The organism is Nocardioides rotundus (assembly GCF_019931675.1).
Classification (GTDB): Bacteria; Actinomycetota; Actinomycetes; order Propionibacteriales; family Nocardioidaceae; genus Nocardioides; species Nocardioides rotundus.
In genome coordinates, this window is the sequence record NZ_CP082922.1 from 1,845,020 (window position 1) to 1,869,237 (window position 24,218).

27 protein-coding genes are annotated in these 24,218 nt (G+C 72.8%); 6 read left to right on the forward strand and 21 right to left on the reverse strand.

The window, feature by feature from the left end; genetic code table 11:
• The first annotated feature begins 1 nt into the window (after position 1).
• Positions 2–1,231: a phosphoserine phosphatase SerB gene (gene serB, locus K8W59_RS09225; RefSeq protein WP_223399548.1), complete on the forward strand. Its 1,230-nt coding sequence runs from the start codon at positions 2–4 to the stop codon at positions 1,229–1,231.
• A gap of 162 nt (positions 1,232–1,393) precedes the next feature.
• On the opposite strand, the gene K8W59_RS09230 is transcribed toward serB, so the two are convergent.
• The 7 genes from K8W59_RS09230 to K8W59_RS09260 all read right to left on the reverse strand — a co-directional run bounded on the left by K8W59_RS09230 (position 1,394) and on the right by K8W59_RS09260 (position 6,985).
• The gene (locus tag K8W59_RS09230; RefSeq protein ID WP_223399549.1) at positions 1,394–2,329 is read right to left on the reverse strand and encodes an NAD(P)-dependent oxidoreductase; all 936 of its coding nucleotides are present in this window, start codon (positions 2,327–2,329) and stop codon (positions 1,394–1,396) included.
• A 25-nt stretch (positions 2,330–2,354) separates the two neighbouring features.
• Entirely contained in the window at positions 2,355–3,782 is a 1,428-nt protein-coding gene (locus K8W59_RS09235) for a four-carbon acid sugar kinase family protein (RefSeq protein ID WP_223399550.1), read from the reverse strand.
• Between the two features lie 70 nt (positions 3,783–3,852).
• Positions 3,853–4,635 (reverse strand): putative protein N(5)-glutamine methyltransferase, encoded by a 783-nt coding sequence (locus K8W59_RS09240; RefSeq protein WP_223399551.1) that lies wholly within the window; start codon positions 4,633–4,635, stop codon positions 3,853–3,855.
• On the reverse strand, positions 4,632–5,141 hold the full coding sequence (locus tag K8W59_RS09245) for a SixA phosphatase family protein (protein WP_223399552.1): 510 nt from the start codon (positions 5,139–5,141) through the stop codon (positions 4,632–4,634). The genes K8W59_RS09240 and K8W59_RS09245 overlap by 4 nt, the downstream gene beginning before the upstream one ends.
• A gap of 31 nt (positions 5,142–5,172) precedes the next feature.
• Positions 5,173–5,943: an enoyl-ACP reductase FabI gene (fabI, locus tag K8W59_RS09250; protein WP_223399553.1), complete on the reverse strand. Its 771-nt coding sequence runs from the start codon at positions 5,941–5,943 to the stop codon at positions 5,173–5,175.
• A gap of 44 nt (positions 5,944–5,987) precedes the next feature.
• A complete protein-coding gene (locus tag K8W59_RS09255) occupies positions 5,988–6,713 on the reverse strand; it encodes a beta-ketoacyl-ACP reductase (protein ID WP_223399554.1) in 726 nt (241 codons plus the stop codon).
• A 47-nt stretch (positions 6,714–6,760) separates the two neighbouring features.
• On the reverse strand, positions 6,761–6,985 hold the full coding sequence (locus K8W59_RS09260) for a dodecin (RefSeq protein WP_223399555.1): 225 nt from the start codon (positions 6,983–6,985) through the stop codon (positions 6,761–6,763).
• Between the two features lie 76 nt (positions 6,986–7,061).
• On the opposite strand from K8W59_RS09260, the gene K8W59_RS09265 reads away from it, so the two are divergent.
• Together K8W59_RS09265 and K8W59_RS09270 are read left to right on the forward strand one after the other, a co-directional pair.
• On the forward strand, positions 7,062–7,385 hold the full coding sequence (locus K8W59_RS09265; RefSeq protein ID WP_223399556.1) for a DUF3099 domain-containing protein: 324 nt from the start codon (positions 7,062–7,064) through the stop codon (positions 7,383–7,385).
• A 201-nt stretch (positions 7,386–7,586) separates the two neighbouring features.
• Complete coding sequence (locus K8W59_RS09270; protein WP_223399557.1) at positions 7,587–7,817, forward strand: acetone carboxylase; 231 nt, start codon at positions 7,587–7,589, stop codon at positions 7,815–7,817.
• A gap of 157 nt (positions 7,818–7,974) precedes the next feature.
• Here K8W59_RS09270 and moaA read toward each other — a convergent pair whose 3' ends face one another.
• Positions 7,975–8,973, reverse strand: coding sequence for a GTP 3',8-cyclase MoaA (gene moaA, locus K8W59_RS09275; RefSeq protein ID WP_223399558.1), 999 nt, complete (start codon positions 8,971–8,973; stop codon positions 7,975–7,977).
• Positions 8,974–9,028: 55 nt separating this feature from the next.
• Here moaA and K8W59_RS09280 point away from each other — a divergent pair, with 55 nt between their 5' ends.
• On the forward strand, positions 9,029–9,901 hold the full coding sequence (locus K8W59_RS09280; RefSeq protein ID WP_223399559.1) for an SURF1 family cytochrome oxidase biogenesis protein: 873 nt from the start codon (positions 9,029–9,031) through the stop codon (positions 9,899–9,901).
• Here the strand turns inward: K8W59_RS09280 and K8W59_RS09285 are convergent.
• The 4 genes from K8W59_RS09285 to K8W59_RS09300 all read right to left on the reverse strand — a co-directional run bounded on the left by K8W59_RS09285 (position 9,787) and on the right by K8W59_RS09300 (position 15,047).
• Positions 9,787–10,545 (reverse strand): SDR family oxidoreductase, encoded by a 759-nt coding sequence (locus K8W59_RS09285; protein ID WP_223399560.1) that lies wholly within the window; start codon positions 10,543–10,545, stop codon positions 9,787–9,789. The two genes, K8W59_RS09280 and K8W59_RS09285, sit on opposite strands and share 115 nt — an antisense overlap.
• Before the next feature lie 16 nt (positions 10,546–10,561).
• Positions 10,562–12,463 carry an ABC transporter ATP-binding protein gene (locus tag K8W59_RS09290; protein ID WP_223399775.1) on the reverse strand — a complete coding sequence of 634 codons (1,902 nt, stop codon included), beginning with the start codon at positions 12,461–12,463 and terminating at the stop codon, positions 10,562–10,564.
• A gap of 29 nt (positions 12,464–12,492) precedes the next feature.
• Positions 12,493–13,278, reverse strand: a complete 786-nt coding sequence (locus tag K8W59_RS09295; protein ID WP_223399561.1) for an enoyl-CoA hydratase/isomerase family protein — start codon at positions 13,276–13,278, stop codon at positions 12,493–12,495.
• 170 nt (positions 13,279–13,448) lie between these two features.
• A complete protein-coding gene (locus tag K8W59_RS09300; protein ID WP_223399562.1) occupies positions 13,449–15,047 on the reverse strand; it encodes an ABC-F family ATP-binding cassette domain-containing protein in 1,599 nt (532 codons plus the stop codon).
• A 142-nt stretch (positions 15,048–15,189) separates the two neighbouring features.
• Here K8W59_RS09300 and ypfJ point away from each other — a divergent pair, with 142 nt between their 5' ends.
• Positions 15,190–16,164, forward strand: coding sequence for a KPN_02809 family neutral zinc metallopeptidase (gene ypfJ, locus K8W59_RS09305; RefSeq protein ID WP_223399563.1), 975 nt, complete (start codon positions 15,190–15,192; stop codon positions 16,162–16,164).
• A gap of 4 nt (positions 16,165–16,168) precedes the next feature.
• Here ypfJ and K8W59_RS09310 read toward each other — a convergent pair whose 3' ends face one another.
• Genes K8W59_RS09310 through K8W59_RS09325 form a run of 4 tightly spaced genes read right to left on the reverse strand, consistent with a single transcriptional unit; the run spans position 16,169 to position 19,120 of the window.
• Positions 16,169–17,062 carry a phosphotransferase gene (locus K8W59_RS09310; protein WP_223399564.1) on the reverse strand — a complete coding sequence of 298 codons (894 nt, stop codon included), beginning with the start codon at positions 17,060–17,062 and terminating at the stop codon, positions 16,169–16,171.
• A gap of 11 nt (positions 17,063–17,073) precedes the next feature.
• Positions 17,074–17,691, reverse strand: a complete 618-nt coding sequence (locus tag K8W59_RS09315; RefSeq protein WP_223399565.1) for an acVLRF1 family peptidyl-tRNA hydrolase — start codon at positions 17,689–17,691, stop codon at positions 17,074–17,076.
• Positions 17,692–17,695: 4 nt separating this feature from the next.
• Positions 17,696–18,253: an NYN domain-containing protein gene (locus K8W59_RS09320; protein ID WP_223399566.1), complete on the reverse strand. Its 558-nt coding sequence runs from the start codon at positions 18,251–18,253 to the stop codon at positions 17,696–17,698.
• 18 nt (positions 18,254–18,271) lie between these two features.
• Entirely contained in the window at positions 18,272–19,120 is an 849-nt protein-coding gene (locus K8W59_RS09325; protein WP_223399567.1) for an ASCH domain-containing protein, read from the reverse strand.
• A gap of 173 nt (positions 19,121–19,293) precedes the next feature.
• Between K8W59_RS09325 and K8W59_RS09330 the strand changes: the two genes are divergently transcribed.
• The gene (locus tag K8W59_RS09330) at positions 19,294–19,545 is read left to right on the forward strand and encodes an LLM class flavin-dependent oxidoreductase (protein WP_223399568.1); all 252 of its coding nucleotides are present in this window, start codon (positions 19,294–19,296) and stop codon (positions 19,543–19,545) included.
• 36 nt (positions 19,546–19,581) lie between these two features.
• Here the strand turns inward: K8W59_RS09330 and K8W59_RS09335 are convergent, their stop codons facing one another.
• The 5 genes from K8W59_RS09335 to K8W59_RS09355 all read right to left on the reverse strand — a co-directional run bounded on the left by K8W59_RS09335 (position 19,582) and on the right by K8W59_RS09355 (position 24,160).
• Positions 19,582–21,483, reverse strand: a complete 1,902-nt coding sequence (locus K8W59_RS09335) for a heavy metal translocating P-type ATPase (RefSeq protein WP_223399776.1) — start codon at positions 21,481–21,483, stop codon at positions 19,582–19,584.
• The gene (gene cmtR, locus K8W59_RS09340; protein ID WP_223399569.1) at positions 21,480–21,839 is read right to left on the reverse strand and encodes a Cd(II)/Pb(II)-sensing metalloregulatory transcriptional regulator CmtR; all 360 of its coding nucleotides are present in this window, start codon (positions 21,837–21,839) and stop codon (positions 21,480–21,482) included. The genes K8W59_RS09335 and cmtR overlap by 4 nt, the downstream gene beginning before the upstream one ends.
• Before the next feature lie 89 nt (positions 21,840–21,928).
• Positions 21,929–22,381, reverse strand: a complete 453-nt coding sequence (locus K8W59_RS09345; protein ID WP_094426316.1) for a hypothetical protein — start codon at positions 22,379–22,381, stop codon at positions 21,929–21,931.
• Positions 22,382–22,418: 37 nt separating this feature from the next.
• Positions 22,419–23,702, reverse strand: a complete 1,284-nt coding sequence (locus tag K8W59_RS09350) for a relaxase/mobilization nuclease domain-containing protein (protein WP_223399570.1) — start codon at positions 23,700–23,702, stop codon at positions 22,419–22,421.
• Positions 23,699–24,160 carry a hypothetical protein gene (locus K8W59_RS09355; RefSeq protein ID WP_223399571.1) on the reverse strand — a complete coding sequence of 154 codons (462 nt, stop codon included), beginning with the start codon at positions 24,158–24,160 and terminating at the stop codon, positions 23,699–23,701. The genes K8W59_RS09350 and K8W59_RS09355 overlap by 4 nt, the downstream gene beginning before the upstream one ends.
• Between the last annotated feature and the right edge of the window lie 58 nt (positions 24,161–24,218).

Genomic DNA, 24,218 nt, shown 5'->3' on the forward strand with positions numbered 1-24,218 from the left:
CATGACGCCCGAGGACCACGACGCCAGCGAGCCGACCACCCTGCTGATCACGCTGAGCGGGCGGGACCGCCCCGGCGTGACCTCCGCTGTCTTCGACAGCCTCAGTGCCGTGGGCACCGAGGTCGTCGACGTCGAGCAGATCGTGCTGCGCGGCCGCCTGGTCCTCGGCGTGCTGGTCACCGCTCCCCGGCAGTGGAAGCGGCTGCGTGACGACGTGGTCCGGGTCGCGGAGAGCCTCGGCATGGCCGTCGAGGTGGAGCGGGGCCACGGCGACAGTGGCCAGCGCCGGGAGGGGCGGTCCCACGTCACCGTCATCGGCGCCCCGCTCACCGCGACCGCGTTCTCCGCGATCGCCGGCCGGATCGCCGACTCCGGCGCGAACATCGACCGGATCCAGCGGATGGCGCGCTACCCCATCACCGCGATCGAGCTGATGGTGTCCGGGGTGGCCCCCGAGCGGCTGCGGGCCAGCCTCGCGCCCGAGGCGTCCTCGCTCGGCGTGGACCTGGCGGTGCAGCCGGCGAACCTGCTGCGGCGCGGCACCCGGCTGATCGTGATGGACGTCGACTCGACCCTGATCCAGGGCGAGGTGATCGAGATGCTCGCGGCACACGCGGGCTATGAGGAGCAGGTCCGGGAGATCACCGAGCGGGCGATGCGCGGCGAGCTCGACTTCGAGCAGTCGCTGCGCGCCCGGGTGGCGCTGCTGGAAGGCCTGGAGGAGTCGGTCTTCGACGAGGTGTACGACGCCATCGAGCTGGCGCCCGGCGCCCGGACCCTGGTCCGCACGCTGCGGCGGCTCGGCTATCGCTTCGCCATTGTCTCCGGCGGCTTCACCCAGATCACCGACCGGCTGGCCGAGGACCTCGGCATCCACCGCTCGCGCGCCAACCGGCTGGAGGTGGTCGACGGGCGGCTCACCGGCCGGATCGTCGGCGATGTCGTCGACCGCGCGGCGAAGGCCACCGCCCTGCGGGAGTTCGCCGCCGACCTGGGCGTCGAGGACGCCTCGGTCATCGCCATCGGCGACGGCGCGAACGACCTGGACATGCTCGCGGCGGCCGGCCTCGGCATCGCCTACAACGCCAAGCCGGTCGTCCAGGAGTCCGCAGACACCGCGGTCAACGTCCCCTACCTGGACGCCATCCTCTACCTGCTCGGGATCTCCCGCGAGGAGGTCGAGGCGGCCGACCAGGAGGCCGGCTACACGACGCCGGCCCCGCCGGTCTGACCGGCCGTCATCCGCGCTGCCGACGACGAGGCACCCGCGTGAACAATCGACCACGACCGGCGCCGATGCACCCGTTCGGTGGCGATGTGGGTGCATTTCTGCACACCACCCAGCCATCCTCCCCGGGGCCCGGCGCCGTCAGCTGCACCTCGTGAGCCGCCCTCAGGACGCGGGGCGGTCCGTGCGGCGCTCGGGCGAGAGCACGGTGATGACCGAGGAGTCGTCGTCGGCACCCTTGCCCTGCCCCTGACCGAGCAGGAAGAGCTGCTCGGCCGCGGCCGCGACCGGCGCGGCGAGCCCGGCACCGCGGGCGGCGGTCCCGACGATCCCGAGGTCCTTGACGAAGATGTCGAGCCGGCTGCGCACCTCCGCCCCGCCGTCGTCGTAGGCCTGCAGCGCCCGCGGGCCGCGGTCCCCCAGCATGAAGGACGCGGCAGCGCCCGCCATCAGGGTGTCGAGAGCCGCTTGCGGGTCCAGGCCCAGGGCGTCGGCGAGCGCCAGCGCCTCCGCCGCCGCGGCGATGTGCACGCCGCAGAGCAGCTGGTTGACCGTCTTCATCGCCTGACCCGCTCCGGGGGCGTCGCCCATCCGGGTCAGGGTGCCCGACAGCGCCTCGAGGACCGGCAGGGCGCGGCTCCAGCCCTCGTCGGTCGCGCCCACGGTGACCAGGAGGTCGCCCGCGCCGGCGCGGGCCGGGCCGCCCGAGACAGGGGCGTCGACCAGGAGCGTCGACGTCTCCTCGGCGAGCCGGGTGGCCACCGCCTCCACGTCCGGGACGCCGATCGTGGAGGTCAGCACGATCGCGGCACCCGGCTGCAGTGCGCCCGCGATGCCCGCGGCTCCCCAGAGGAGGTCGTCCAGCTGGCCGCGGTCACGGACGGCGACCACGACGACGTCCGCGCCGTCGACCGCATCGACGGCCGTCGCGCAGCCGGTGGCGCCCCGCTCCTCCGCCTCGGCCCGGCGCTCGGGGTGGATGTCGAAGGCGCGCACCGGGAAGTCGGAGCTGAGCCGTGAGGCCATCGGCAGGCCCATGGCGCCCAGGCCCAGCACGGCGACCGTGGGTGCCTCCGTCGTCGATCCGTCGGCAGCGTTCATCGGTGGTTCCTCCTGGTGGGTGCCGTCATAGCGAGAGCTTGTCGACCACGTCGGCCAGGGAGTCCTCCTGGCCCACGTTGCCGGCGAACACGATGTAGGGGATCCCCCGTGCGGGACCGTCGACCGGGTCCCACAGGGAAACGATGCCGGGCAGCATCGGCCCGCGCACGATCGCCCGGTCGATCTCCAGCCCGTGCGCCGCGACGTCGGAGGAGGTGATGCCGCCCTTGGCCACGACGAACCGCGGGATGCGCTGCGCGACGGTCCGCCGCACCGCGCGGGTGAGCGCGGCGCTGACCCGGCGGGCGATCGCGAGCGACTCCTGGGCGTCGGCCCCCGTGACCAGGGTGCGGCTGGTGCGCAGGATCACCGTCCCCCTCTCCAGAGCGGCGGCGGCCGCGTCGGCCAGCTCGTCCACGTGCTCCTCGGGACGCTGGAGCACCTCGTGGACGTCGACCTCCAGCTCGTACGGCGCCCGGCGCTCGCGCAGCACGTCGAGCTGGCGGGTGGTCATCGAGACGTGGGAGCCGATCACGACCAGTCCGCCGACCGCGTCGGCGGCCGGCCCGCCCGCGCGGATCTCGGCCAGGTCGGCCGGCTCCAGCGGCGGATGCACGTCCTGGCCGATCAGCGCCCGGACGAACGGCGGGCCCACGCGGTAGACGAAGCGGCTGCCGGCGCGCTCGGCCGTCCGGATGGCCAGGGCCAGCCGCCGCAGGTCGGACTCGTCGACGATGTCGCACACGACCGGCTGCGCGTCCCGGGCCCCGCCGAGGATCGCGGCCGCCGCGTCGGGGTCGGTGCGCAGGGTCGTGAGGTCGACGTACGCCGTCTCGGCCGTCAGGTCGGTGCCGGCGGCCCGCTCGGCGACCCAGTCGGGCAGGTGGGAGCTGGTGTAGCCGAAGGTGGCGTCCCGGGCGTACTCCGTCTCGCCGACGGGCGTGTAGCCGGCCTCGGGCGAGCCGGCGTAGTGCGTGCCGTCCACCGTGATGCGCCCCGCGTCGGGGAACGCGGGCACCACGACGATGCCGTCCACCCGCTGCCCCGCCGTCCGCGCCTCGTCGGCCAGCACCAGCGGCTCCAGCGGGAAGTGCCCTCGCAGCGTGGAGTCCGACCGCGAGACCAGGTCGATCGTCCGGCCGGTCGTCGCTGCGGCCTCGAAGGCGGCGCGGGCGACCCGGACGTTGATCCGCTCGGCCTCGTCGGGGTCCAGGGAGCGGCTGTTGGTGAGCACGTAGACCGCAGGAGCCCCCTGCTGCAGTGCCCAGGTGAGGGCCTCGAGCGTGCCGTCGGTCAGGACGGGCAGGTCCGCGACCGACTGCGTCCCGGTCGGGTCGTCGTCCAGGACGACCAGGGTGCGGTCGAGGGGCAGCTCGTCGCGCACGGTCGCGGCAGGGACCTCGACCGATGCGGGATGACGGTCGGTCAGCTCCTCCAGGCTCCTTGCGGGCACGGGCGGCTCCTTCGTCGGTTCCCGGCCCGGTCGTGACCGTGCCGGAGGTGATCGGCGGCGTGGGTGAACGCTAGCGCCCGGCTGCTCGCCGCGTCGCCGCCGGTGGTGTGCCGACGACCACGGCGCCGCCGACGGTCTCGTCCACCACCAGTCGCGCGTCCAGCCCGGCGTAGACCACCGCCTCCAGCACCGGACCAGGGTGGCCCGGTCCGGTCTCGAGAGCGAGGACCCCTCCCGGCGCGAGCCATGCGGGTGCCTCCTCGGCGATCCGCCGTTGCACTCGGGCCCCGTCGGCGCCGCCGTCCAGCGCACGTCGAGGCTCGTGCTCCCTCGCCTCCGGTGGCATCAGCCGGATCTCGTCGCTCGGCACATGCGGTGCGTTCGCGACCAGCACGTCGACCCTGCCGCGCAGGTCGCTCGGCAGCGCGGAGTACAGGTCGCCCTCATGGACCCGCGCCTGCGGGGCGTTGAGCCGGGCCCAGGCCAGCGCCGTCGCCGACAGGTCGGCGGCGTGCGCCTCGCGGGCGGGTACGACGGCCGCGACCGGCGCCGCTCCGCAGCACAGCTCGACCAGGACCCCGTCCGTCGGCATCCGCTCGGCCGCCGCGCGAGCCAGCAGCTCGGTGCGGCGCCGCGGGACGAAGACCCCGGGTCCGACCCGAAGGCGACGGCCGGCGAAGAGCACCCAGCCGAGCACGGTCTCCAGCGGCTCGCCGGTCACCCGTCGGGCGACCCGGGCGTGCAGCTCGTCGGCGGACCAGCCCTCGCCGAGCAGCAGACCGGCCTCCTCCTCGGCGAACACGCAGCCGGCCGCGCGCAGCCGCCGGGCGAGCGCGTCGATGTCGGGGGTCATCCGCGCCCGACGTACACCTCGGTCGCGCGTGCGCCCTGGGTGGTCAGGTCGGCCCAGGGCCCGTCCAGCTCGAAGACGGCCATCGCTCCGGGGCGGAAGTCCGGGTGCGCGAGCAGGGTGCTCGTCGAGCCGTCGTCCAGGGTCATCGCCAGCACCGACATGGTGGGGTTGTGACCCACCACGACCAGGGTCCGGACGTCGTCGTCGACGAGGTGGATCAGGTCCAGTACGGCCTCCGGGCCGGCGGAGTAGATGCCGGGCTCGGCGCTCCCGGTGGACGGGTCGTAGTCCCCTCCGGCGCACACGCCCGCCCACGTCTCCTGGGCCCGCCTCGCCTCGGAGACCAGGGCCAGGTCGGGCCGCAGCCCCTGCGCGGCCAGCCAGCGGCCGGCGTCCCGGGCGGCGCTGGCGCCGGCGTCGGTCAGGGGTCGCTCACGGTCACTGCTCGCCGACGACGCGGCGGCGGCGTGCCGCATCACGACGAGTCGTCGTCCTTGATCTGCCACGGGGTGAGTGTGGCATCCCGCGTCGTCGAGGTCAGGCACCCATCGCGTGGAAGCCGCCGTCCACGTGCACGATCTCACCGGTCGTGGCCGGGAAGAGGTCGCTGAGCAGCGCGCAGATCGCCCGTGCGGTCGGGTCCGCGTCGGTCTCGTCCCACCCGAGTGGGGCCCGGGTGGACCACATCGACTCCAGGTCCTCGAAGCCGGGGATCGCCTTGGCGGCCAGCGTCTTGAGCGGGCCGGCCGAGACGAGGTTGCAGCGGATGCCGTCGGGGCCCAGGTCGCGGGCGAGGTAGCGCGAGGTGTTCTCCAGCGCGGCCTTCGCCACGCCCATCCAGTCGTAGGCCGGCCACGCGACGGTGGCGTCGAAGGTCAGCCCGACGATCGAGGAGCCCTCCCCCATCAGCGGGCGGCAGGCCACGGCGAGCGAGCGCAGGGAGTACGCCGAGACCTGGACGGCCTGCGCGACGTCGTCCCACGGCCCCTCCAGGAACTTCCCGCCCAGGAGAGTCTCCGGGTTGCCGTAGGCGATGGAGTGGACCACACCGTCGAGGCCGTCGACGTGCTCGCGGACGGCCGCCTCGAGCCCAGCAAGGTGGTCCTCGTCAGTCACGTCGAGCTCGAGGACGGGTGCCTCCTTCGGCAGCCGCTTGGCGATCCGCCGGGTGATGCCGAGCGCGCGTCCGAAGTTGGAGATGAGCACCTCGGCGCCCTGCTCCTGCGCGAACCGGGCGGCTGCGAAGCCGATGGACTTGTCCATCGTCACGCCCGCGACCAGGATCCGCTTGCCGTCCAGGATGCCCATCGGTGTGCCTTCCTCGTGGAGTTCTTGTCGTGGTGTGTGGACCCTCAGTGGCCCATGCCCAGGCCGCCGTCGACCGGGATCACGGCGCCGGTGACGTAGGCCGCCCCCGGCGAGGCGAGCCAGGTGACCGCGGCTGCGATCTCGTCCGGGCTGGCGTAGCGGCCGAGCGGGACCTGGGTCTTGATCGCGGACTTCTGCTCGTCGGTCAGCGCATCGGTCATGTCGGTCTCGACGAAGCCGGGAGCGACGACGTTGGCGGTGATCGAGCGTGACCCGAGCTCACGTGCCACGGAGCGGGCCATGCCGACCAGCGCCGACTTCGAGGCCGCGTAGTTGACCTGGCCGGCGGAGCCGAGCAGCCCCACAACGGAGGAGATGAGCACGATTCGTCCACGACGCAGGCGCAGCATGCCCTTCGCCGCCCGGCGTACCACCTTGAACGTGCCGCTGAGGTTGGTGTCGATGACGGAGTCCCAGTCCTCGTCGCTCATCCGCAGCAGCAGCGTGTCCTGGGTGATGCCGGCGTTGGCCACCAGCACCTCCACCGGGCCGTTCGCTGCCTCGACCTCCTCGAAGGCGCGCAGCACCGACTCGCCGTCGGTGATGTCGCAGCGCACGTCCAGGGCGCCCTCGGGGCCGCCGCCGGAGCGGGTGGTGACGGCCACCTTGTCGCCCTGGGCGATGAAGGCCTCGGCGATCGCGCGGCCGATGCCGCGGTTGCCCCCGGTGACGAGGACGGAACGGGGCTCGGGTGTCTGCTGGTCGGTCACAGGCAACGACGCTAGTGATTACCGATGGGTAGACCGAGTCGGGGCCATCAGTCCAGCGGGGCGTCGTCCTCAAGGCGGAAGCCGATCTTCAGCCCGACCTGGAAGTGCTCGACCTGACCGTCCTTGGCCTGGCCACGGATCTGGGTGACCTCGAACCAGTCGATGTGGCGCAGGGTGTCCCCCGCTCGCTCGATCCCGTTGCGGACGGCCTGCTCGATGCTCTCGGGGGACGTTCCGACGATCTCGGTGATGCGGTAGGTGCGGTTGGACATGCGATGCCTCCAGACTCGGGGCGGGATCCTCGGCCGGACCCCGGTGCCGCGATGCTAGCGGCGTAGGGTGGAGACCATGGCCAGCTCCTCCCGGCGTTCGGGTCGCGACGACTCCGAGCCCGTCCGGATCACCTCGGCGCATGCGAGCGCCGATGAGGACCGGCACGCCCGGGAGCGGAGGTACCTCTTCTCCATGGCCCTGCGGGTCGCCTGCTTCGTCGGAGCGGTCGCGGTGGGGCCCGGCTGGCTGCGCTGGGTGCTGGTCGCGGGTGCAGTGTTCCTTCCCTGGTTCGCGGTCGTCGCCGCGAACGCCGCCGCTCCGCGCGATGACGGCTTCCGCCTGCGCGACGTCCCGGAGTCCCACCCCGAGCTGGGCCCGGGCAACCACCGGGCGCTGTAGACCGGCAGCTCGCTCGGCGGGCTTGCCTTTCGCTCCGCGCGTCCTCCACACTGGCGGTGAGGCGGACACCAGTCCCGCTTCACGCGCGTACGGACAGTGCACCCCCGTGACTGCCCGTCCGCGTCGATGGTGGGCCGGTCGGCCGTCCCCCGTGGTCGGCCGGCCCGCCTTCGTCACCCAGCCCCGTTCTAGGCTGGCCGGGTGAGCGACCTTCCGGAGATCTGCTCGGCCAAGGGCTGCCAGGCGCCCGCCGAGTGGGCGCTGCTGTGGAACAACCCGAAGCTGCACACGCCGGACCGGCGCAAGACGTGGCTGGCGTGCACCGAGCACCGTGAGCAGCTCTCGGCGTTCCTCCAGGCCCGGGGGTTCCTGCGCGACGTCGTCCCTCACGGATCCGCCCCGGGTTCCGCGGAGTCCCCCGAGCGGGGGTAGCCCAGCCTCGCCCGGGCCGTGGCACGACGTGGCCTGGCTACCCCCTGATCGCGCCTCGCGCCCGGCCCGCCCACAACGTCATCCGGAGCGGGGAACCGCTTCTCCGGAGCGCATGACGTCCCGTGGGACGGCGGGAGGGAGGGGCGAGTACGGCGGTTCAGCCGCCGATGGCGGACATCGGGCGGTCGGGCTGCAGGAACGTCGGGTCGTCGATCCCGTGACCGGCCCGCTTGCCGCGCATCGCGATGATCCAGCGGTCGGCGAGCTCCTCGTCGGAGGCACCGGAGCGCAGCGCGGCCCGCAGGTCGGACTCCTCGCGCGCGAAGAGGCAGTTGCGCACCTGGCCGTCCGCGGTGAGGCGGACCCGGTCGCAGTCGCCGCAGAAGGGGCGGGTCACCGACGCGATGACCCCCACGGTCCCGGGACCGCCGTCGACGGTGAAGAGCTCGGCGGGGGCGCTGCCGCGCGGCTCGGCGGCGGGCGCGAGGTCGAACTCGGCGTCCAGACGGGTGAAGATCTCGTCCGCGGTGATCATCTCCTCGCGGTTCCACCGGTGCTGCGCGTCCAGCGGCATCTGCTCGATGAACCGCAGCTGGTAGCCGTGCTCCAGGCACCAGCGCAGCAGCTCGGGCGCCTGGTCGTCGTTGCTGCCGCGCAGCAGCACGGCGTTGATCTTGATCGGGTCGAGCCCGGCGGCGCCGGCGGCCTCCAGGCCGGCGATCACGTCGTGCAGCCGGTCCCGCCGGGTGATCTCCGCGAACGTGTCGCGGCGCACGGTGTCCAGGGAGACGTTGATCCGGTCCAGGCCGGCGTCGGCCAGCGCCTGCGCCGTACGCGAGAGCCCCAGCGCGTTGGTGGTCAGCGACACCTCCACGTTCGGCGCGTCCTCCTTCACCTGCGCCACGATCCCGGTCAGCCCGCGGCGGATCAGCGGCTCGCCGCCGGTGAAGCGGACCTCCCGGATGCCGAGCAGGTCGACACCGATCCGGACCAGGCGCACCACCTCGTCGTCGGTCAGGACCTGCTCGGTCGGCAGCCAGTCCAGCCCCTCGGCGGGCATGCAGTAGTTGCACCGCAGGTTGCAGCGATCGGTGAGGGACACACGGAGGTCGGTCGCCACCCGGCCGTAGCGGTCCTCGAGCGCTCGCGTCGTCATGATGCGAGTCTAGGCCGCGCACGGTTGGTCGTGCGTTGCCGGATAGCCTCGAAGCGTGCGTTCCCTCCGCTTCCTGCTCAGCCGCAGGTGGGTGCTGTTCTTCCTGGCCGTGGTGGTGCTGGCGTACGGCGCCTGGTGGCTCGGCGAATGGCAGTTCGGCCGGCTCGCCGATCGCCGCCAGGACAACCGGATCGTCGAGCGCAACGAGCAGGCCGCTCCGGCGCCGGTCGGGGACGTCCTCGGCGTCGGCCGGCCCGTCTCGGAGGAGGACGAGTGGCGCAGCGTCACCGCCACGGGCACCTACGCGGTCGAGGACACCGTCATCGTGCGCTACCAGACCCGCGAGGGCACCTCGGGCGTGGACGTGGTCGTCCCGCTCGTCACCGGCGACGGCACCGCTCTCCTGGTCGACCGCGGCTGGATGATGACCGACAACGCCGGATCGGCCGAGGTCGACGTACCCGACCCGCCGTCGGGCCAGGTCACCGTGACCGGATGGGTGCGCGCGGACGAGAGCGCCGAGGAGGCCAGCGCGGCCGTGACCGACGGCTCGACCCGGGCGATCTCCAGCCGGCGGATCGGCGAGGCGATCGATCGCGAGGTGTACGGCGGCTTCGTCGACCTCGCCAAGGAGGACCCGGCGCCCGAGAAGCCGCTGATGCGCACCGAGCTCCCCGACCTCGGGGAGGGCCCGCACTTCTTCTACGGCCTGCAGTGGTGGTTCTTCGGGCTGCTGGCCGTCGGCGGCTTCCTCTACCTCGCCTATGACGAGTGGCGGCACCCGGAGAAGGCGCGCCGGGCGCGGGAGCAGCGTCAGAGCGAGCGCAGCATCCCGCCGTCGACGGGCACCATCGCCCCCGACACGAACGAGGCGGCCGGCGACAGCAGGAAGGCCGCGACCCGGCCGAACTCCTCCGGCTCGCCGTAGCGGCGCAGCGGGATCGTCGCGATCGAGCGCCGCCGCGCCGCCTCGGCATCGCCGGTCGCCTCGTCGAGCTCCTCCACCCGCTCGGTGGAGACGCGGCCCGGCATCAGCCCGTTGACCCGGACGCCGTCCGGCCCGAGCTCGTCGGCCAGCTGCTTGGCGACCATGGCCAGCCCCGGGCGGAGGCCGTTGGAGACGGCCATCTCCGGGAGCGGGCTGCGCACGCTGGTCGAGAGAACCAGGCCCAGCGCCCCGCCCTCGCCGAGCTCCCGCCCGATCTCGCGGGCCAGCCGGATGGCGCCCAGGAAGACGCTGTCAAAGGCGGCCGCCCACTGCTCGTCGGTCGTGTCCAGCACCCGCCCCGGCGGTGGCCCGCCGACGCTGATGAGCGCTCCGTCGACCCGGCCGAAGGCCTCCCGAGCCGTGCTGAGCAGGAGGGCCGGAGTCCCGGGGTCGGCGTTGTCGGCCACGACGCCGAGCGCACGCTCCTCCCCCAGGTCGCTCACGGCGGCATCCAGGTGGCCGGCGTCCCGGCCGGAGAGCACCACGCGGGCGCCCTCGGCGACGAGCGCGTCGGCGGTGGCCCGTCCCAGGCCGCGCGCCCCGCCGGTCACGACGTACACCCGGTCGGTCAGCTGCAGGTCCATGGAGCGAACCTAGCCGTCAGCCGACCGGGTCGGGAGTGCCGGCCTCCTCCTCGAAGTACTGCGTGCGGTGGAGCTGGGCGTAGAGCCGGCCCGCCGCCAGCAGCTCGTGGTGGGTGCCGGACTCGACGACCCGCCCGTCCTCGACCACCAGGATCCGGTCGGCCTCGCGGACGGTGGAGAGCCGGTGCGCGATGACCAGGGACGTGCGCCCCTCCAGCGCGGCGTCGAGGGCCCGCTGCACGGCCGCCTCGGACTCGGAGTCCAGGTGCGCCGTGGCCTCGTCCAGCACCACGATCGGCGGCGCCTTGAGCAGCAGCCGGGCGATGGCCAGGCGCTGCCGCTCACCGCCGGAGAGCCGGTAGCCGCGGTCCCCCACCACCGTGTCGAGGCCGTCGGGCAGCGTCCGCACGAGCCCGGCGATCCGGGCCGACTCCAGCGCCGCCCAGATGTCCTCCTCCGTGGCGTCCGGGCGGGCGTAGAGCAGGTTCGCCCGGATCGTGTCGTGGAACATGTGCGCGTCCTGGGTGACGTAGCCGACGTTGGCCTCCAGGGAGTCCAGCGTCAGGTCCCGGACGTCCCACATGCCGGTGTCGTCGCCGATGCGTACGGCGCCGGCGTCGACGTCGTACAACCGCGCCACGAGGTGCGTGATGGTGCTCTTGCCGGCACCCGAAGGGCCCACGAGCGCGATCATCTGGCCGGGCTCGGCGGCGAAGCCGATGTCGTGCAGGACCTGACCGCCCTCCCGGCTGTCGGGGCCTGCGACGACCTCCAGGGAGGCCAGGGAGACGTCGTCGCCGGCGGGGTAGCCGAAGGCGACGTGGTCGAACTCCAGCCGCGACGCGTCCTTCGGCAGCGCCACGGCGTCCTCGCGCTCCTGCACCAGCGACGGCAGGTCGAGGACCTCGAAGACCCGCTCGAAGCTGACCAGGGCGGTCATGACGTCCACCCGGACGTTGGACAGCCCCTGCAGGGGGCCGAGCAGGCGCAGCAGCAGGGTGGCGAGGGCCAGCAGGGTCCCGACGGTGAGGGTGTCCTGGATGGCGAGGTGGCCGCCGACGCCGTACACCAGCGCCGTGGCCAGCGCCGGGACGGCCATCATGGTGGCGACGAAGACGCGCTGCAGCAGTGCGATCCGCACGCCGAGGTCCCGCACCACGGCCGCTTTGCGGGCGAACACCTGGTCCTCCTCCTCGCGGCGGCCGAAGAGCTTGAGCAGCAGGGCGCCGCCGACGTTGAAGCGCTCGGTCATGGCGCTGCCGAGGTCGGCGTTGCCGTTCATCTGGTCGCGCGTCATCCCGGCCAGGCGCGCCCCCACCCAGCGCGAGGCGAGCAGCAGGATCGGGAACATCGCCAGGCACAGCAGGGTGACCTGCCAGCTCAGGGCGACCATCGCGATGCCGACGACGATCACCGAGATCACGTTGGAGACCACGCCGGACAGGGTCGAGGTGAAGGCGCGCTGGGCGCCGATGACGTCGTTGTTGAGCCGCGAGACCAGGGCACCGGTCTGGGTGCGGGTGAAGAAGGCGAGCGACTGGCGCTGGACGTGTCCGAAGACGCGGGTGCGCAGGTCGAAGATCAGCCCCTCGCCGATCCGGGAGGAGAGGTAGCCGAGCCCGACGGTGAGCAGGGCGTCGAAGAGCGCCACCACGGCCATCGCGATCGCCAGGAGGGTCACCAGGCCGCCATTGCCCTGGAGGATGCCGTCGTCGACGATCCGCTGCACCAGGAGCGGTGAGACCACGACGAGGGCCGAGTCGACGATGGTGAGCGCCAGGAAGACGGCGATCACCCGCTTGTGGGGTACGGCGAAGCCGAGGACCCGCCGTACCGTGCCACGGGCCAGCCGGCTGTCGGCGACGCTGCGGTCGGCACGGAGATTGCGGAACGCGGGGCCGAAGCCCATCCCCTGCATGCCTGCCATCGCTCTCCCCTCTCCTCGTGTCAGCCGCCCATCAGGGCCGCCAGCTCGCGGAACCGGCGCACCTGCGCCTCCCGCTCTCGTCGTCGCTGCTCGTCCAGGTCACGGTCGCCGGCGCCGCTCAGCAGCTCCTTGATCTCCCGGGCCACGCCCGGGAGCGGGGCGGTCAGGGCGGCGACCAGCTCGTCCACCGCGGTGCCCAGGCGATCGGCGGGGACGGCGTCGAGGACCAGCCCGATCCGCTTCGCCTCGTCCGCGTCCACCATCCGTGCGGTGGCACAGATCTCCAGGGCCCGCGACAGTCCAACCGCCTCGACCAGCGGTTTTGTTCCCGTGAGGTCGGGGACGAGGCCCAGCGCGGCCTCCTTCATGGAGAACTGCGCGTCGTCGGTGGAGATCCGCAGGTCGCAGGACAGCGCGAGCTGGAAGCCGGCCCCGATGGCGTAGCCCTGCACCACGGCGATGGAGACGAAGCGGGGGTCCCGCAGGAAGGTGAAGCCGCGCTGGTACTCCTCGATCGTCGCCGACATCTCCTCGTCGGTGTGGCCCAACAGCCCCGCGACGGTCTCCTGGTCGCTGCCGGTCGGGTCGAGCATCGCGCGGTCCAGCCCGGCGGAGAAGCTGTGCCCCTCCCCGCGGACCAGCACGACCCGGATCTCGTCGTCGATCCGGCCCCCCAGCGCCGCCAGGGCCCGCCACATGGTCGGCGTCTGCGCGTTCCGCTTCTCCGGTCGATCCAGGGTGATCGTGGCGATCGGCCCCTCGGTCTCATAGCGCAGCCCCGCCGCGCTCAGCGTCTCCTGATCCATGCCGCGGAGTCTGACACCTCAAGTCCACTCGACCTCAAGCACCCGCTCACCCCCTTGACACCGATCCGTCCTGCTCCGTCCTGCCGGTGGACGCCGGGGAGCAGTACGCAGGTCACTCGGCCGTGAAACCTGCAACGTGCTCCCAGACCGCTGCGCCCGGGTACGGCGAGCTAGGCGAGGGAGACCAGGTCGGCGTACTCCTCGTTCCAGAGATCCTCGACCCCATCGGGGAGGATCAGCACCCGGTCCGGCTCGAGCGCACGGACCGCGCCCTCGTCGTGGGTGACCAGCACGATCGCGCCGGCGTAGGAGCGGATCGCGGCCAGCACCTCCTCGCGGGAGGCGGGGTCGAGGTTGTTGGTGGGCTCGTCGAGGAGCAGCACGTTCGCGCTGGAGACGACCAGGATCGCCAGCGCCAGCCGGGTCTTCTCACCGCCGGAGAGCACGGCGGCCGGCTTGGCCGCGTCGTCGCCGGAGAACAGGAACGACCCGAGCACCGACCGCGCCTCGGTGTCGGTGAGCTGCGGCGCCGCCGTACGCAGGTTCTCCAACACCGAGCGCCCGGTGTCCAGCGTCTCGTGCTCCTGGGCGTAGTACCCGATCTTGAGCCCATGGCCCGGCACGACCTCGCCGGTGTCGGCCGGGTCCACGCCGGCCAGGATCCGCAGCAGGGTCGTCTTGCCGGCACCGTTGAGGCCGAGTACGACGACCCGCGAGCCGCGGTCGATGGCCAGGTCGACGTCGGTGAACACTTCCAGTGAGCCGTAGGACTTCGACAGCCCCTCCGCGGTGAGCGGGGTCTTGCCGCTGGGCGCCGGGTCGGGGAAGGCGATCTTGGCGACCCGGTCCGAGGCCCGCTCGGCCTCGACCCCGGCCATCAGCCGCTCCGCCCGCTTGAGCATGCTCTGCGCCGCCGACGCCTTGGTGGCCTTGGCGCGCATCCGGTTCGCCTGGTCGGTGAGCGTCTTGGCCTTGTTCTCCGCGTTCGTCCGCTCGCGGTGCCGGCGCCGCTCGTCGGTCTCGCGCTGGTTGAGGTAGCGCTTCCACCCCATGTTGTAGGCGTCGATGGTCGCCCGGTTCGCGTCGAGGTGGAGCACCTTGTTGACGGTGGCCTCGAGCAGGCCGGTGTCGTGGCTGATCACCACGAGCCCGCCCTGGTGGGCCTTGAGGAAGTCGCGCAACCACACGATCGAGTCGGCGTCCAGGTGGTTCGTGGGCTCGTCGAGCAGCAGCGTCTCGGCGCCGGAGAACAGGATGCGCGCCAGCTCGACCCGCCGTCGCTGACCGCCGGACAGGGTGCGCAGGGGCTGGCCGAGGATCCGGTCCTCGATGCCCAGGCTGTGCGCGATCCGCGCGGCCTCGGACTCCGCGGCGTAGCCGCCGCCGGCATGCAGGTCGGCGTCGGCCCGGGAGTAGCGGCGCATGGCCCGCTCGCGGGTCTCGGGGTCGTCGCTGGCCATCTCCTCCTCGGCCTCGCGGAGACGGCGTACGACGTCGTCGAGGCCGCGCGCGGACAGGATCCGCTCCCGGGTGATCTGCTCCGGGTCCCCGGAGCGGGGGTCCTGCGGGAGGTAGCCCACCTCCCCGGAGCTGTGCACCGCCCCGGCGGCCGGTTGAGCCTCTCCGGCGAGGATCTTCGTGAGCGTCGTCTTGCCCGCGCCGTTGCGCCCGACCAGGCCGATCTTGTCGCCGCTCGCGATCCGGAAGCTGACGTCCTCCATGAGCAACCGGGAGCCGGCGCGGACCTCGAGCTGCTGAGCGGTGATCACGAGGTCGGCAGGCTACCGGTCCGGCCCGGTGCGACACCAAACACCGACGACGGTGGGGATCCTGTGCGTCGAGGAGTGGCGCGGTTAGGGTGTCGGGTGGCCGTCACGGCCGTCGTCAGCGCACCGCAGGAGAGGACCGACGATGCGATTCAACCCCAAGGCACGGCTCGACACCGGCCGCGTGTCCGATGGCGGCGGCGGTGGAGGCGGCGGCATGGGTGGCGGCGGCATGCGGCTGCCCATCCCCGGCGGCACCCGGGCCGGCGGCGGCATCGGCGGCCTGATCATCATCGTGCTGCTGATCGTGCTGATGAACTGCATGGGGGGCGGTCTCCCGGGCGGTGGCGCGGGGCCCACCACCCAGGGGCAGGCGCAGAACCAGCCGCAAGGCAACGACACCAGCCGCACCGGCGGCCAGGCCGACCGCTACGCCAACTGCCAGACCGGCGCGGACGCGCAGGAGGACCCGGACTGCACGCGGATCGCGGTGGAGAACTCGCTCTACGACTACTGGTCGGGCTACCTCCCCGAGGCCGCGGGCGTCCAGTTCCAGCCCGCCACCATGCAGACGTTCTCCGGCGGCACCCAGACCGGCTGCGGCCAGGCCACCTCCCAGGTGGGCCCGTTCTACTGCCCCGCCGACCAGGGCATCTACCTCGACACCACGTTCTTCGAGCAGGTGCTGCGCGACCAGCTGCAGGGCCCGTCCGGAGCGTTCGTCGAGCCCTACGTCCTCGGCCACGAGTACGGCCACCACATCCAGAACCTGATGGGCACGATGAACAAGGTGCGCACCCAGCAGGGTCCGAAGTCGGACGCCGTCCGCCTGGAGCTCCAGGCCGACTGCTACGCCGGCCTGTGGACGCGCGCGGCGGAGACGACCCAGGACGCCCAGGGCCAGGTGCTGATCCAGGACATCACCGACCAGGACATCACCCAGGCGATCGAGGCGGCCGGGGCCGTCGGCGACGACCGGATCCAGGAGAAGACGCAAGGCCAGGTCACCCCGGAGAGCTGGACCCACGGGTCGGCCCAGCAGCGGGTCGACTGGTTCCAGCGCGGCTACTCCAGCGGCGACCTCGGCCAGTGCGACACCTTCGCTCCGAACGCCCTCTGACCGCCTAGGCGAGCAGCGCCTCGATCTGCGGGAACTGCCGCTGCAGGGCGAGGAGGTACGGCGCCACGCTGGGATGCCGGAACTTCCCGGCGAGCGCCCCGTCCCCGTCGGCTGCCCGGGCCAAGGCCCACTCCGCCCGCGTCAGCACGGTGTAGGCCGCGGTGATCCGGGCCCCGCTCGCGGCCTCGTCGGCGGTCGCCAGCCCCGCGGGCAGCCCGTCGAGGTAGGCCTCCAGCAGCGGCTCGAACTCCTCCCGGGCGGACAGTGACCAGTAGCCCAGGTCCGCGCCGACCGGCCCGGTCCCCAGGGTGCCCCAGTCCAGGGCGAGGATGCCCTCGCCCGCCGGGCCGACCAGGTTGCCCGGCACCGGGTCGCCGTGCTGGCTGACCTGCGGCAGGGCGTCCAGCCGCGCGAGCTGCTCGGCGCGGTGGGACCACAGATGCTCGGCGACGTCGGCGACGCTGGTCCGGGCCAGGGTGCGCCAGCCGCCGCGGTAGGCCACGCGCGCCAGCCGGGACCGGAGTTGGCTGCGGGCCAGCCAGGGTCGACCCCCGAGGTCGGTGCCCGCGAATCGGCCGAGCGACCGGGCGACGTATAGGCCCGACAGCGGCTCGCGCTCGTGGAACGGCAGGGTCAGGGTGACGCCCGCGTCGTCCTCCTCCACCCCCACGGGGTCACCGCGCAGGCCGTCGCTGCGCTCGACGACGCCGGACAGCGCGACGTCGGCCTCGCGTCGCCACCAGCCGGGGCTCTCGGGGTCGCTCAGCTCGGCGGGATCACCCGGCAGCGGCGCGGTGAGGCGCTTGACGACCACCCCGGGGCCGGCGCGCCACACGCCCTGGGTGGCGGTCCCGTAGCCGCCGGGCAGGCGCTCCCAGTCCGGCTCGGGCTGCCACATAACACCGGACGCTAGTCGATCTGCGTGTCGTGGACCGTGAAGCGGGCCGACACGGCGCGCGCGACCACGTCGTCGAGGACCGCTCGGCGCGGGTCGGGAACGGCCATCCACGGGGGTACGACGGCCACCCGGGCCAGCCGAGCGTCGGCCAGCACCTCCTCCACCGCGGCCCGGTCGCCCCCTGTCACGACGAGGAGGCGGCCGGCGCCCAGGATCTCGGCCGCATGGTCCGCCGCGGCCCGGTAGGCCTCCCGCGCCTGGTTGCCCCGGCGCCGGGCGAAGCGCTGCTGGCTCTGACCGCCCGCCTTGGTGCGGCCCTGCACGTGGCGCCGGCCCACCTTGTGCGCGGCCATCCCGTCGCCGGCCATCCGCGCGACGGCGAAGCCGCCCTTGCGCACCAGCAGCACTCCCCAGTCGTCCAGCGGGCGTACGGCGGCCGCGAACGCGTCGGCTGCCGGCGGGCCGGCGTACTCCTGACCCAGCGGCGGGCGTGCGGTGAAGCGGGACCCGTCCGGAGCGCTCCCGCGGAGCTCGCCGCCCTCGGCGGAGAGCTCGACTCCCCCGTGCCGGTCGGCGAAGTTCGCCACCCACCGCTCGACCCGGGAGGCGGGGACGTCGACCTCGCGCACGACGCTAGATGAACTCGAGTGGGTCGAACTCGTCGATCGGGATCACCCGGACGCGCGGCAGCCGGCTGGTGAACGCGCCGACGTCGTACTCCAGGTCGAGGAACTCCACGCCCGGCACCTGGCGCAGCCCCGCGTTGACGAACTCGGTGAAGCCGATGATCCCGACCCGGCGACGGCCGTCGGCGAGCTCGCGCACCTGCGGCACGAAGTCGCCGTCGTGGCTGACCAGCACCACGTCGGCGTCGTCCCGCTCGGCGAGCGCGTCGGCGGTGCGCTGGATGCCGATGTCCACGACCTTGCCGGGGCCGCTCAGCGGCACGGGGCGGTAGCCGATCGCCAGCAGCGCCTGGACGAAGCTGGCGGGCAGGTCACTGCCGACGGCCAGGAAGAACAGGCCCTTGACCGGCTGGTCCCACAGCTCCTCGACCCGCTCGAGCAGCGCGTTCCACCGGGGCCGCTGCTCGGGCTGGGGCCGGTGGCCCAGGATCGACGTACCCAACGTGGCGTCGATGTTCTCGCCGTCCACCAGGAGGTACGTCGATCGCTCCGCCGCTGCATCCATGGCCGGACCCTATCGCCGTCAGGCCGTGTGGAGGACGGTGAAGCGCTCGCACACGACCGGCATGTCGCGCGCGAAGCCGCGGTCGTGGGCGGCGAACTCGCCGAAGAACCGCTCGTGCTCGGACCGCCAGTGGGCCAGCGATCCGTCGCCCTCGCCCTCCAGCCGGGCGTGCTCCTCGGTGACCTGGTCGAACGGCACCACGTCGACCCGCGTCGTCGCCAGCAGCGCCCGCGGCCGCCCCTCGGAGTCCAGGACGATCCCGAGACCGCCGACCTCCGGCAGCGGCTCCCCCTCGGCCTCGTAGTCCCACAGCGCCGAGGCGGTCGCCGTCTTCGCGCCATCCAGGACGAGCCGCAGCAGCTCGTCGGCCTGCTCGGGTGTGCCGCCGAAGGACCACGACGGAGGGGGTACGACGGCCAGCGTCGACCCGGGCACGTAGCCGGGCACCCCGTCGAAGCGCGCGTGGCGCACCGCCTCGCGCCAGAAGGCCTCGATCTCCTCGCTCCGCGGCGTCCCCTCCGGCACCAGCGTCGCCAGGACGGCCGCCTCGCTGAGCAGCTCTCCGGCCCGTTCCGGATGGGTCGCGTCGATCTGGGCCGCGGCCTCCTCGCGCTCGGCGACCTCGCGGCGTAGGATCTCTGCGACCTCGTCGTCGCTGAGCTGTCGTCGGGCGGCCTCGGACGCTCCGACGCCCAGGGGCGCGGCCTCGATGGCGCCGGCGGCCGGCATCGTCTCCGGCGGGATGGCCTCGGCGTTGTCGAGCGCGGCCAGCGCCGACCTCAGCGCGCTCGTGGCGGTGGCGTCCCGCTCCTTGCGGGCGCGCAGGAGCGCGGTCCGCAGGCGCTCGCGCAGTGGCTGGTCGGTCATCGTCTCCCCCTCGTCCGTCCGGTGCCGCGACCCTAGCGGGCCGGCCGGACCGTGAAGCCGGTGAGTCATCAGATGGCTCAGCGGCTTCACGGTCGCCGCCGGCGGCGACCGGCGCTAGCCTCGACCGGCATGACCCCGGGAACAGCCGCGACTGGTTGAACGTTGAAGCAGCCATGAAGAAGATCGGATTCCTCAACTTCGGACACTGGTCGGAGGCGCCGGGCTCGCAGGTCCGCACCGCGTCCGACGCCCTGCTCCAGTCGATCGACCTCTCGGTCGCCGCGGAGGAGCTCGGCGCGGACGGGGCGTACTTCCGCGTCCACCACTTCGCCCGCCAGCTGGCCTCCCCCTTCCCGCTGCTCGCCGCCATCGGGGCGAAGACCAGCCGGATCGAGATCGGCACCGGCGTCATCGACATGCGCTAGCGCATGTCGGAGTTATAACACTCGACGACCTCCCTCCTACTTCCTCGTCCGGGCAGCGCGGAGACCGTTGAGGATCACTATCACCTCGGCGATCTCGTGCACCAGCACCACCGCGGCCAGCCCCAGCACGCCGAACAGGGCCAGCGGCAACAGGGCGGTGATGATCAGCAGCGACAGGATGATGTTCTGATTGATGATGTGCCGACCGCGACGGGCGTGGTCGAACGCCCGCGGGAGGAGCCGCAGGTCGTGGCCGGTGAAGGCGACGTCGGCGGACTCGATCGCGGCGTCGGAGCCGGTCGCGCCCATCGCGATGCCGATGTCCGCGGCGGCCAGGGCGGGGGCGTCGTTGATGCCGTCGCCGATCATCGCGACCGAGCCGTGCCTGCCCAGTCCGCTGATCGCGGCCGCCTTGTCCTCCGGGCGCAGCTCGGCGCGCACGTCCTCGATCCCGGCCTGCGCGGCCAGCGCCCGGGCGGTGCGGGCGTTGTCGCCGGTGAGCATGGTCATCCCGACGCCCTGGGCGGCGAGGGTGCGGACCACCTCGGGGACTTCGGGTCGCAGCTCGTCGCGGACGCCGATCGCGGCGACCGGGACGTCGTCGCGGTGCACGATCACGACGGTCATGCCCTGCTCCTCCAGGCCGGCGACCTGGTCCTTGAGCGTCCCGGCGTCCAGCCAGCGGGGGCTGCCGACGGTGACCCGGGCCCCGTCGAGGGTGCCCTCGATGCCGTGCCCGGCCTGCTCGGTGACCTCCAGGGCGGCGGGGGCTCCGGGTGCGGCGGCGGTGATCGCGGCGGCCAGCGGGTGGGTGCTGTGCTGCTCCAGGGATGCCGCCCAGGCCAGGGCCTGCGCCTCGGTCACGCCGTCGGCGGTGAGGACGGCGGTGACGGCGGGCTCGTTGCGGGTGAGGGTGCCGGTCTTGTCGACGGCGACGTGGCGGATCACGCCGAACCGCTCGAACACGGCACCGGACTTGATGATCACGCCGAATCTGCTCGCCGAGCCGATCGCGGCGACGACGGTCAGCGGGACGGAGATCGCCAGCGCGCACGGCGACGCGGCGACGAGCACCACGAGGGCTCGGGTGATCCACAGCTCCGGGTCGCCCAGCAGCGAGCCGATGATCGCGACGAGGGCGGCGAGGATCAGCACGCCGGGCACGAGCGGCCGGGCGATGCGGTCGGCCAGGCGGGCACGGTCGCCCTTCTCGGCCTGCGCCTGCTCCACCAGCTCCACGATCGTGGTCAGCGAGTTGTCGGTGCCCGCTGCGGTCGTCTCGACCTCCAGGGCACCGGCGGTGTTGATCGCCCCGGCCGACACCGCGTCGCCGGGCTCGACCTCCACCGGGATCGACTCCCCGGTGATCGCCGAGGTGTCCAGGCTCGACCGGCCCGTCCGGACGATCCCGTCGGTCGCGATCCGCTCACCCGGACGCACGAGCATCAGCTGACCAACGGCCAGATCCTTCGCGGCGACCTCCACGGGCGCGCCGTCCTGCCGGATGGTCGCGGTCTCCGGGACCAGCTTGAGCAGCGCCCGCAGCCCGCCGCGGGCGCGGTCCATGGCCTTGTCCTCCAGCGCTTCGGCGATGGAGTACAGGAACGCCAGCGCCGCGGCCTCCTCGACGTAGCCGAGGATGACCGCGCCGACCGCGCTGATCGTCATCAGCAGCCCGATGCCCAGCTTGCCCGTGAACAGCTTGCGGATCGCGCCGGGCGTGAACGTCGACGCACCCAGCAGCAGGCCGATCCAGAACGCCACCAGCGCCGGGATCTCCGCACCCGTCCATTCCAGGACCAGGCCCGTGCCGAACGCTACGCCGGAGAACACCGGGACCATGATCCCGCGGTCACGCCACCACGGACGCTCCCGCTCCTCCTCGGCCTCCTCGCCGACCCGGGTCTCCGGCTCGTCGCAGCCGCACGCCGCGCTCACGCGCCCGCTCCCGTCCCACAGCAGCCCGGCACCGTGCACTCGGCGTCCACGCACGGCGCGTGCTCGTCCACGGCCAGCGTCACGTCCACCAGCGCCGTGAGCGCCGCCGCGAGGTGCGGGTCGGCGATCTCGTAGCGCGTCTGCCGACCCTCGGGCTCGGCGACTACGATCCCGCAGTCGCGAAGACAGGTCAGGTGGTTCGACACGTTGGAGCGCGTCAGCTCCAGCTCGCGCGAGAGCACGGCCGGGTAGCTCGGCCCGTCCAACAGGGTCATCAGGATCCGGGAGCGCGTCGGGTCCGCCATGGCCCGGCCGAGCCGGTTCACGACGTCGAGGCGAGAAGCAATGGTCAGCATGCACTGAACTATACAGCAGGCACTGACCTATTGTCACTCTGTGGAGTTCTGCCGCACGCGCTCCGCGCGCTTGCCCTCGGGAGCTGGGGTCACCTCCGCCAGCGGGGCCATGTCGGCATCCCGCGGCCCCTCCACGTCTCCGCCAGGCCGACGATCCAGCGGGCGGACGCGAAGAGGGCGTAGCCGGCACTGGCGAGACCAGCGCTGACCACGAGCCAGCGCCCGATGCCGAGCCACACGCTCCCGTCCACGTCCAGCGCCCACTGAGCACCCGTGATCAGGCCCGCTACGGCCATCCAGACGCCCGCGACCAGCATCGCGAGCGGCACGAGCGCGAGGAGCATCGCGGCGGCGGCGCTCCAGAGCTGGCGTGCCTCGACCTTCGCCGTCGCGGCGATGACCCTTTCGGCCCGCTCGTTCGCGGCGTCGAGGTTCGCCGTCATCGTGGCCGAGGCCTCCCCGGCGACCTGTTCGACGGCCTTCTGCACGCGCTCCTCGGTGCGCTTCTCGATCCGCTGCACGGCACCGCCGACCCTGCTCACGAGCGCCCTGCTCTCGTCGGCCTGTGCCTTGAGCGCTTCACATGCTGCGGTCGTAACTGTGTGATTCCTCTGCGCTTCGACGATCAAGCTCTGCGAGGCGCTCTTCAGCTTCTCGCCGTCGAGACTCTGCGCGAATTCGCCGAGCGTGCTCGCGATCTCGCTCTGCCTGCTCGCGATACTCGCGATCCTCTCGGACACGTCGCTGGAGGGCGAGGAGGTCGACGGCGGGGCCGTGATCCGCTCCAGCCGCCTCGTCGTCTCCTCGTCCATGACCTTCACGAACCCCGCGAGCTTCTTCTGCTGCTCGGCCAGCCGGTCGAGCCTCGCATTCTGCGCCTCGACGGCGGCGAGGATCGAGGTCAACGCCTCCATCGTCTCCGGACTGCCGAGCTGCTGCCGCTGCTCGTCCTGCGCGTTCTGCTGCTTCAATCGATCGAGCGCTGCGCTCATGGTCCTGCTCCTTCTGCTGCTGGTGGTAGTCGAAGAACGCCTGCGCGCCCTCCGGGGTGAAGTCCGCAGAGAGGGCGCTCGTGCGCTTGCGGCGCTCGGCGCGCCCGGACTCGCCGCGGCGGTCCTCGATGTAGAGCGTCCACGTCTCCTTGCCGACGTTCTTGCCCCGCTTGCTGACGGCGGTGTGCAGGCGCATCCGCGGCACCCGCTCGTCGTCGCCGAGCCGCTGGTTCTGCTCCTCGATCACCGCTTCGAGACCGGCCTTATCCACCGCGCGGGGATCGGCCAGGGCTGCTCTCATACGGTCGCCCATCTCACGGTCGAGCCCACCCTCAGCGAAGTCCTCGCGGCGCAGCTCCCAGTCCTTCGGCGCGTGCTCCAGCCGCTTCACGACCGAGAGGCCGTGCTCGCGCATCAGCTCGTCGTTCGCCGACTGCACGCCCCGCTGGTTCCCGGCCTTGCGGTCGTGGAACGTGCGGTAGTCGCTGAGCGCCTTCCCGGTCCGGTTGTTGTGGTTGATGACCAAGATGTGGTTGTGCGGCTTGCGGCCACGTCCATCCACATGCGTCAAGACGAGGCAGTCCGAATCCGGGTGCATCCTCTTCGCCAGCAGGTAGCCCAGATCATTCACCCGCTGCACGTCCTCCGGGCTCTTCGGGTCGAACTCCTCATCGCTGAAGCTCTGCCTGTAGTGCAGCGCCTCGACGTCGCGCTTCGTGTGCTGCGTGAGCGCGCGGGCGCGCGCCGAGAACGCTCCCGGGCCTCCCGGCACGTCGCACGTGACCGCGACCCCGCGCTCGTCCTCCTTGCCCCGGATGTAGCGCTCCGTGTCCGCGGCGCTCGTGCTCGGGCTGTAGTGCGTGGTGCTCATGAGACCGTCCGATCACCGAGCAGGGCGCGGACCTCGCGCAGCAGCTCGATCAGCTCGGGCACCTCCGCCGACAGCGCCACCGCCTCACCGGCCCGTGCACGGCGGTCCAGGTCGTTGACGTTGATCGCCAGCGGGCGCACCTGCGCGGCCAGCTCCCGGGCGTCCGCCGAGGCCTGCGCGCGCGTCTCGACCCCGAGCAGGCGTGCGGCCACGGCGGCGTCCAGCTCCTCGCTCCGAGAGGCGTGCAGGGCATCGCGCACGACGCTCCGCACCCACGTGCTCGGAGCCAGCCCGAGCCGCTTCGCACGAGTGCGCAGCGCCCCGAGCGTGGCGTCATCGAAGCGGGTATCGAGCCGCCCGCCGCTGCCACGACGACGCTTCGCGCCGCCGTGACTCTGCCGCACAACCTCCGCATCAGCCCGACCGGTGCTCACCGGGGAGTCGGCCTGCTGCTCCACCTGTACGCCAGAGTGGCAAGCAGTAGCCCCGTCGGACACATCGCTGGCGCTCGTGCCC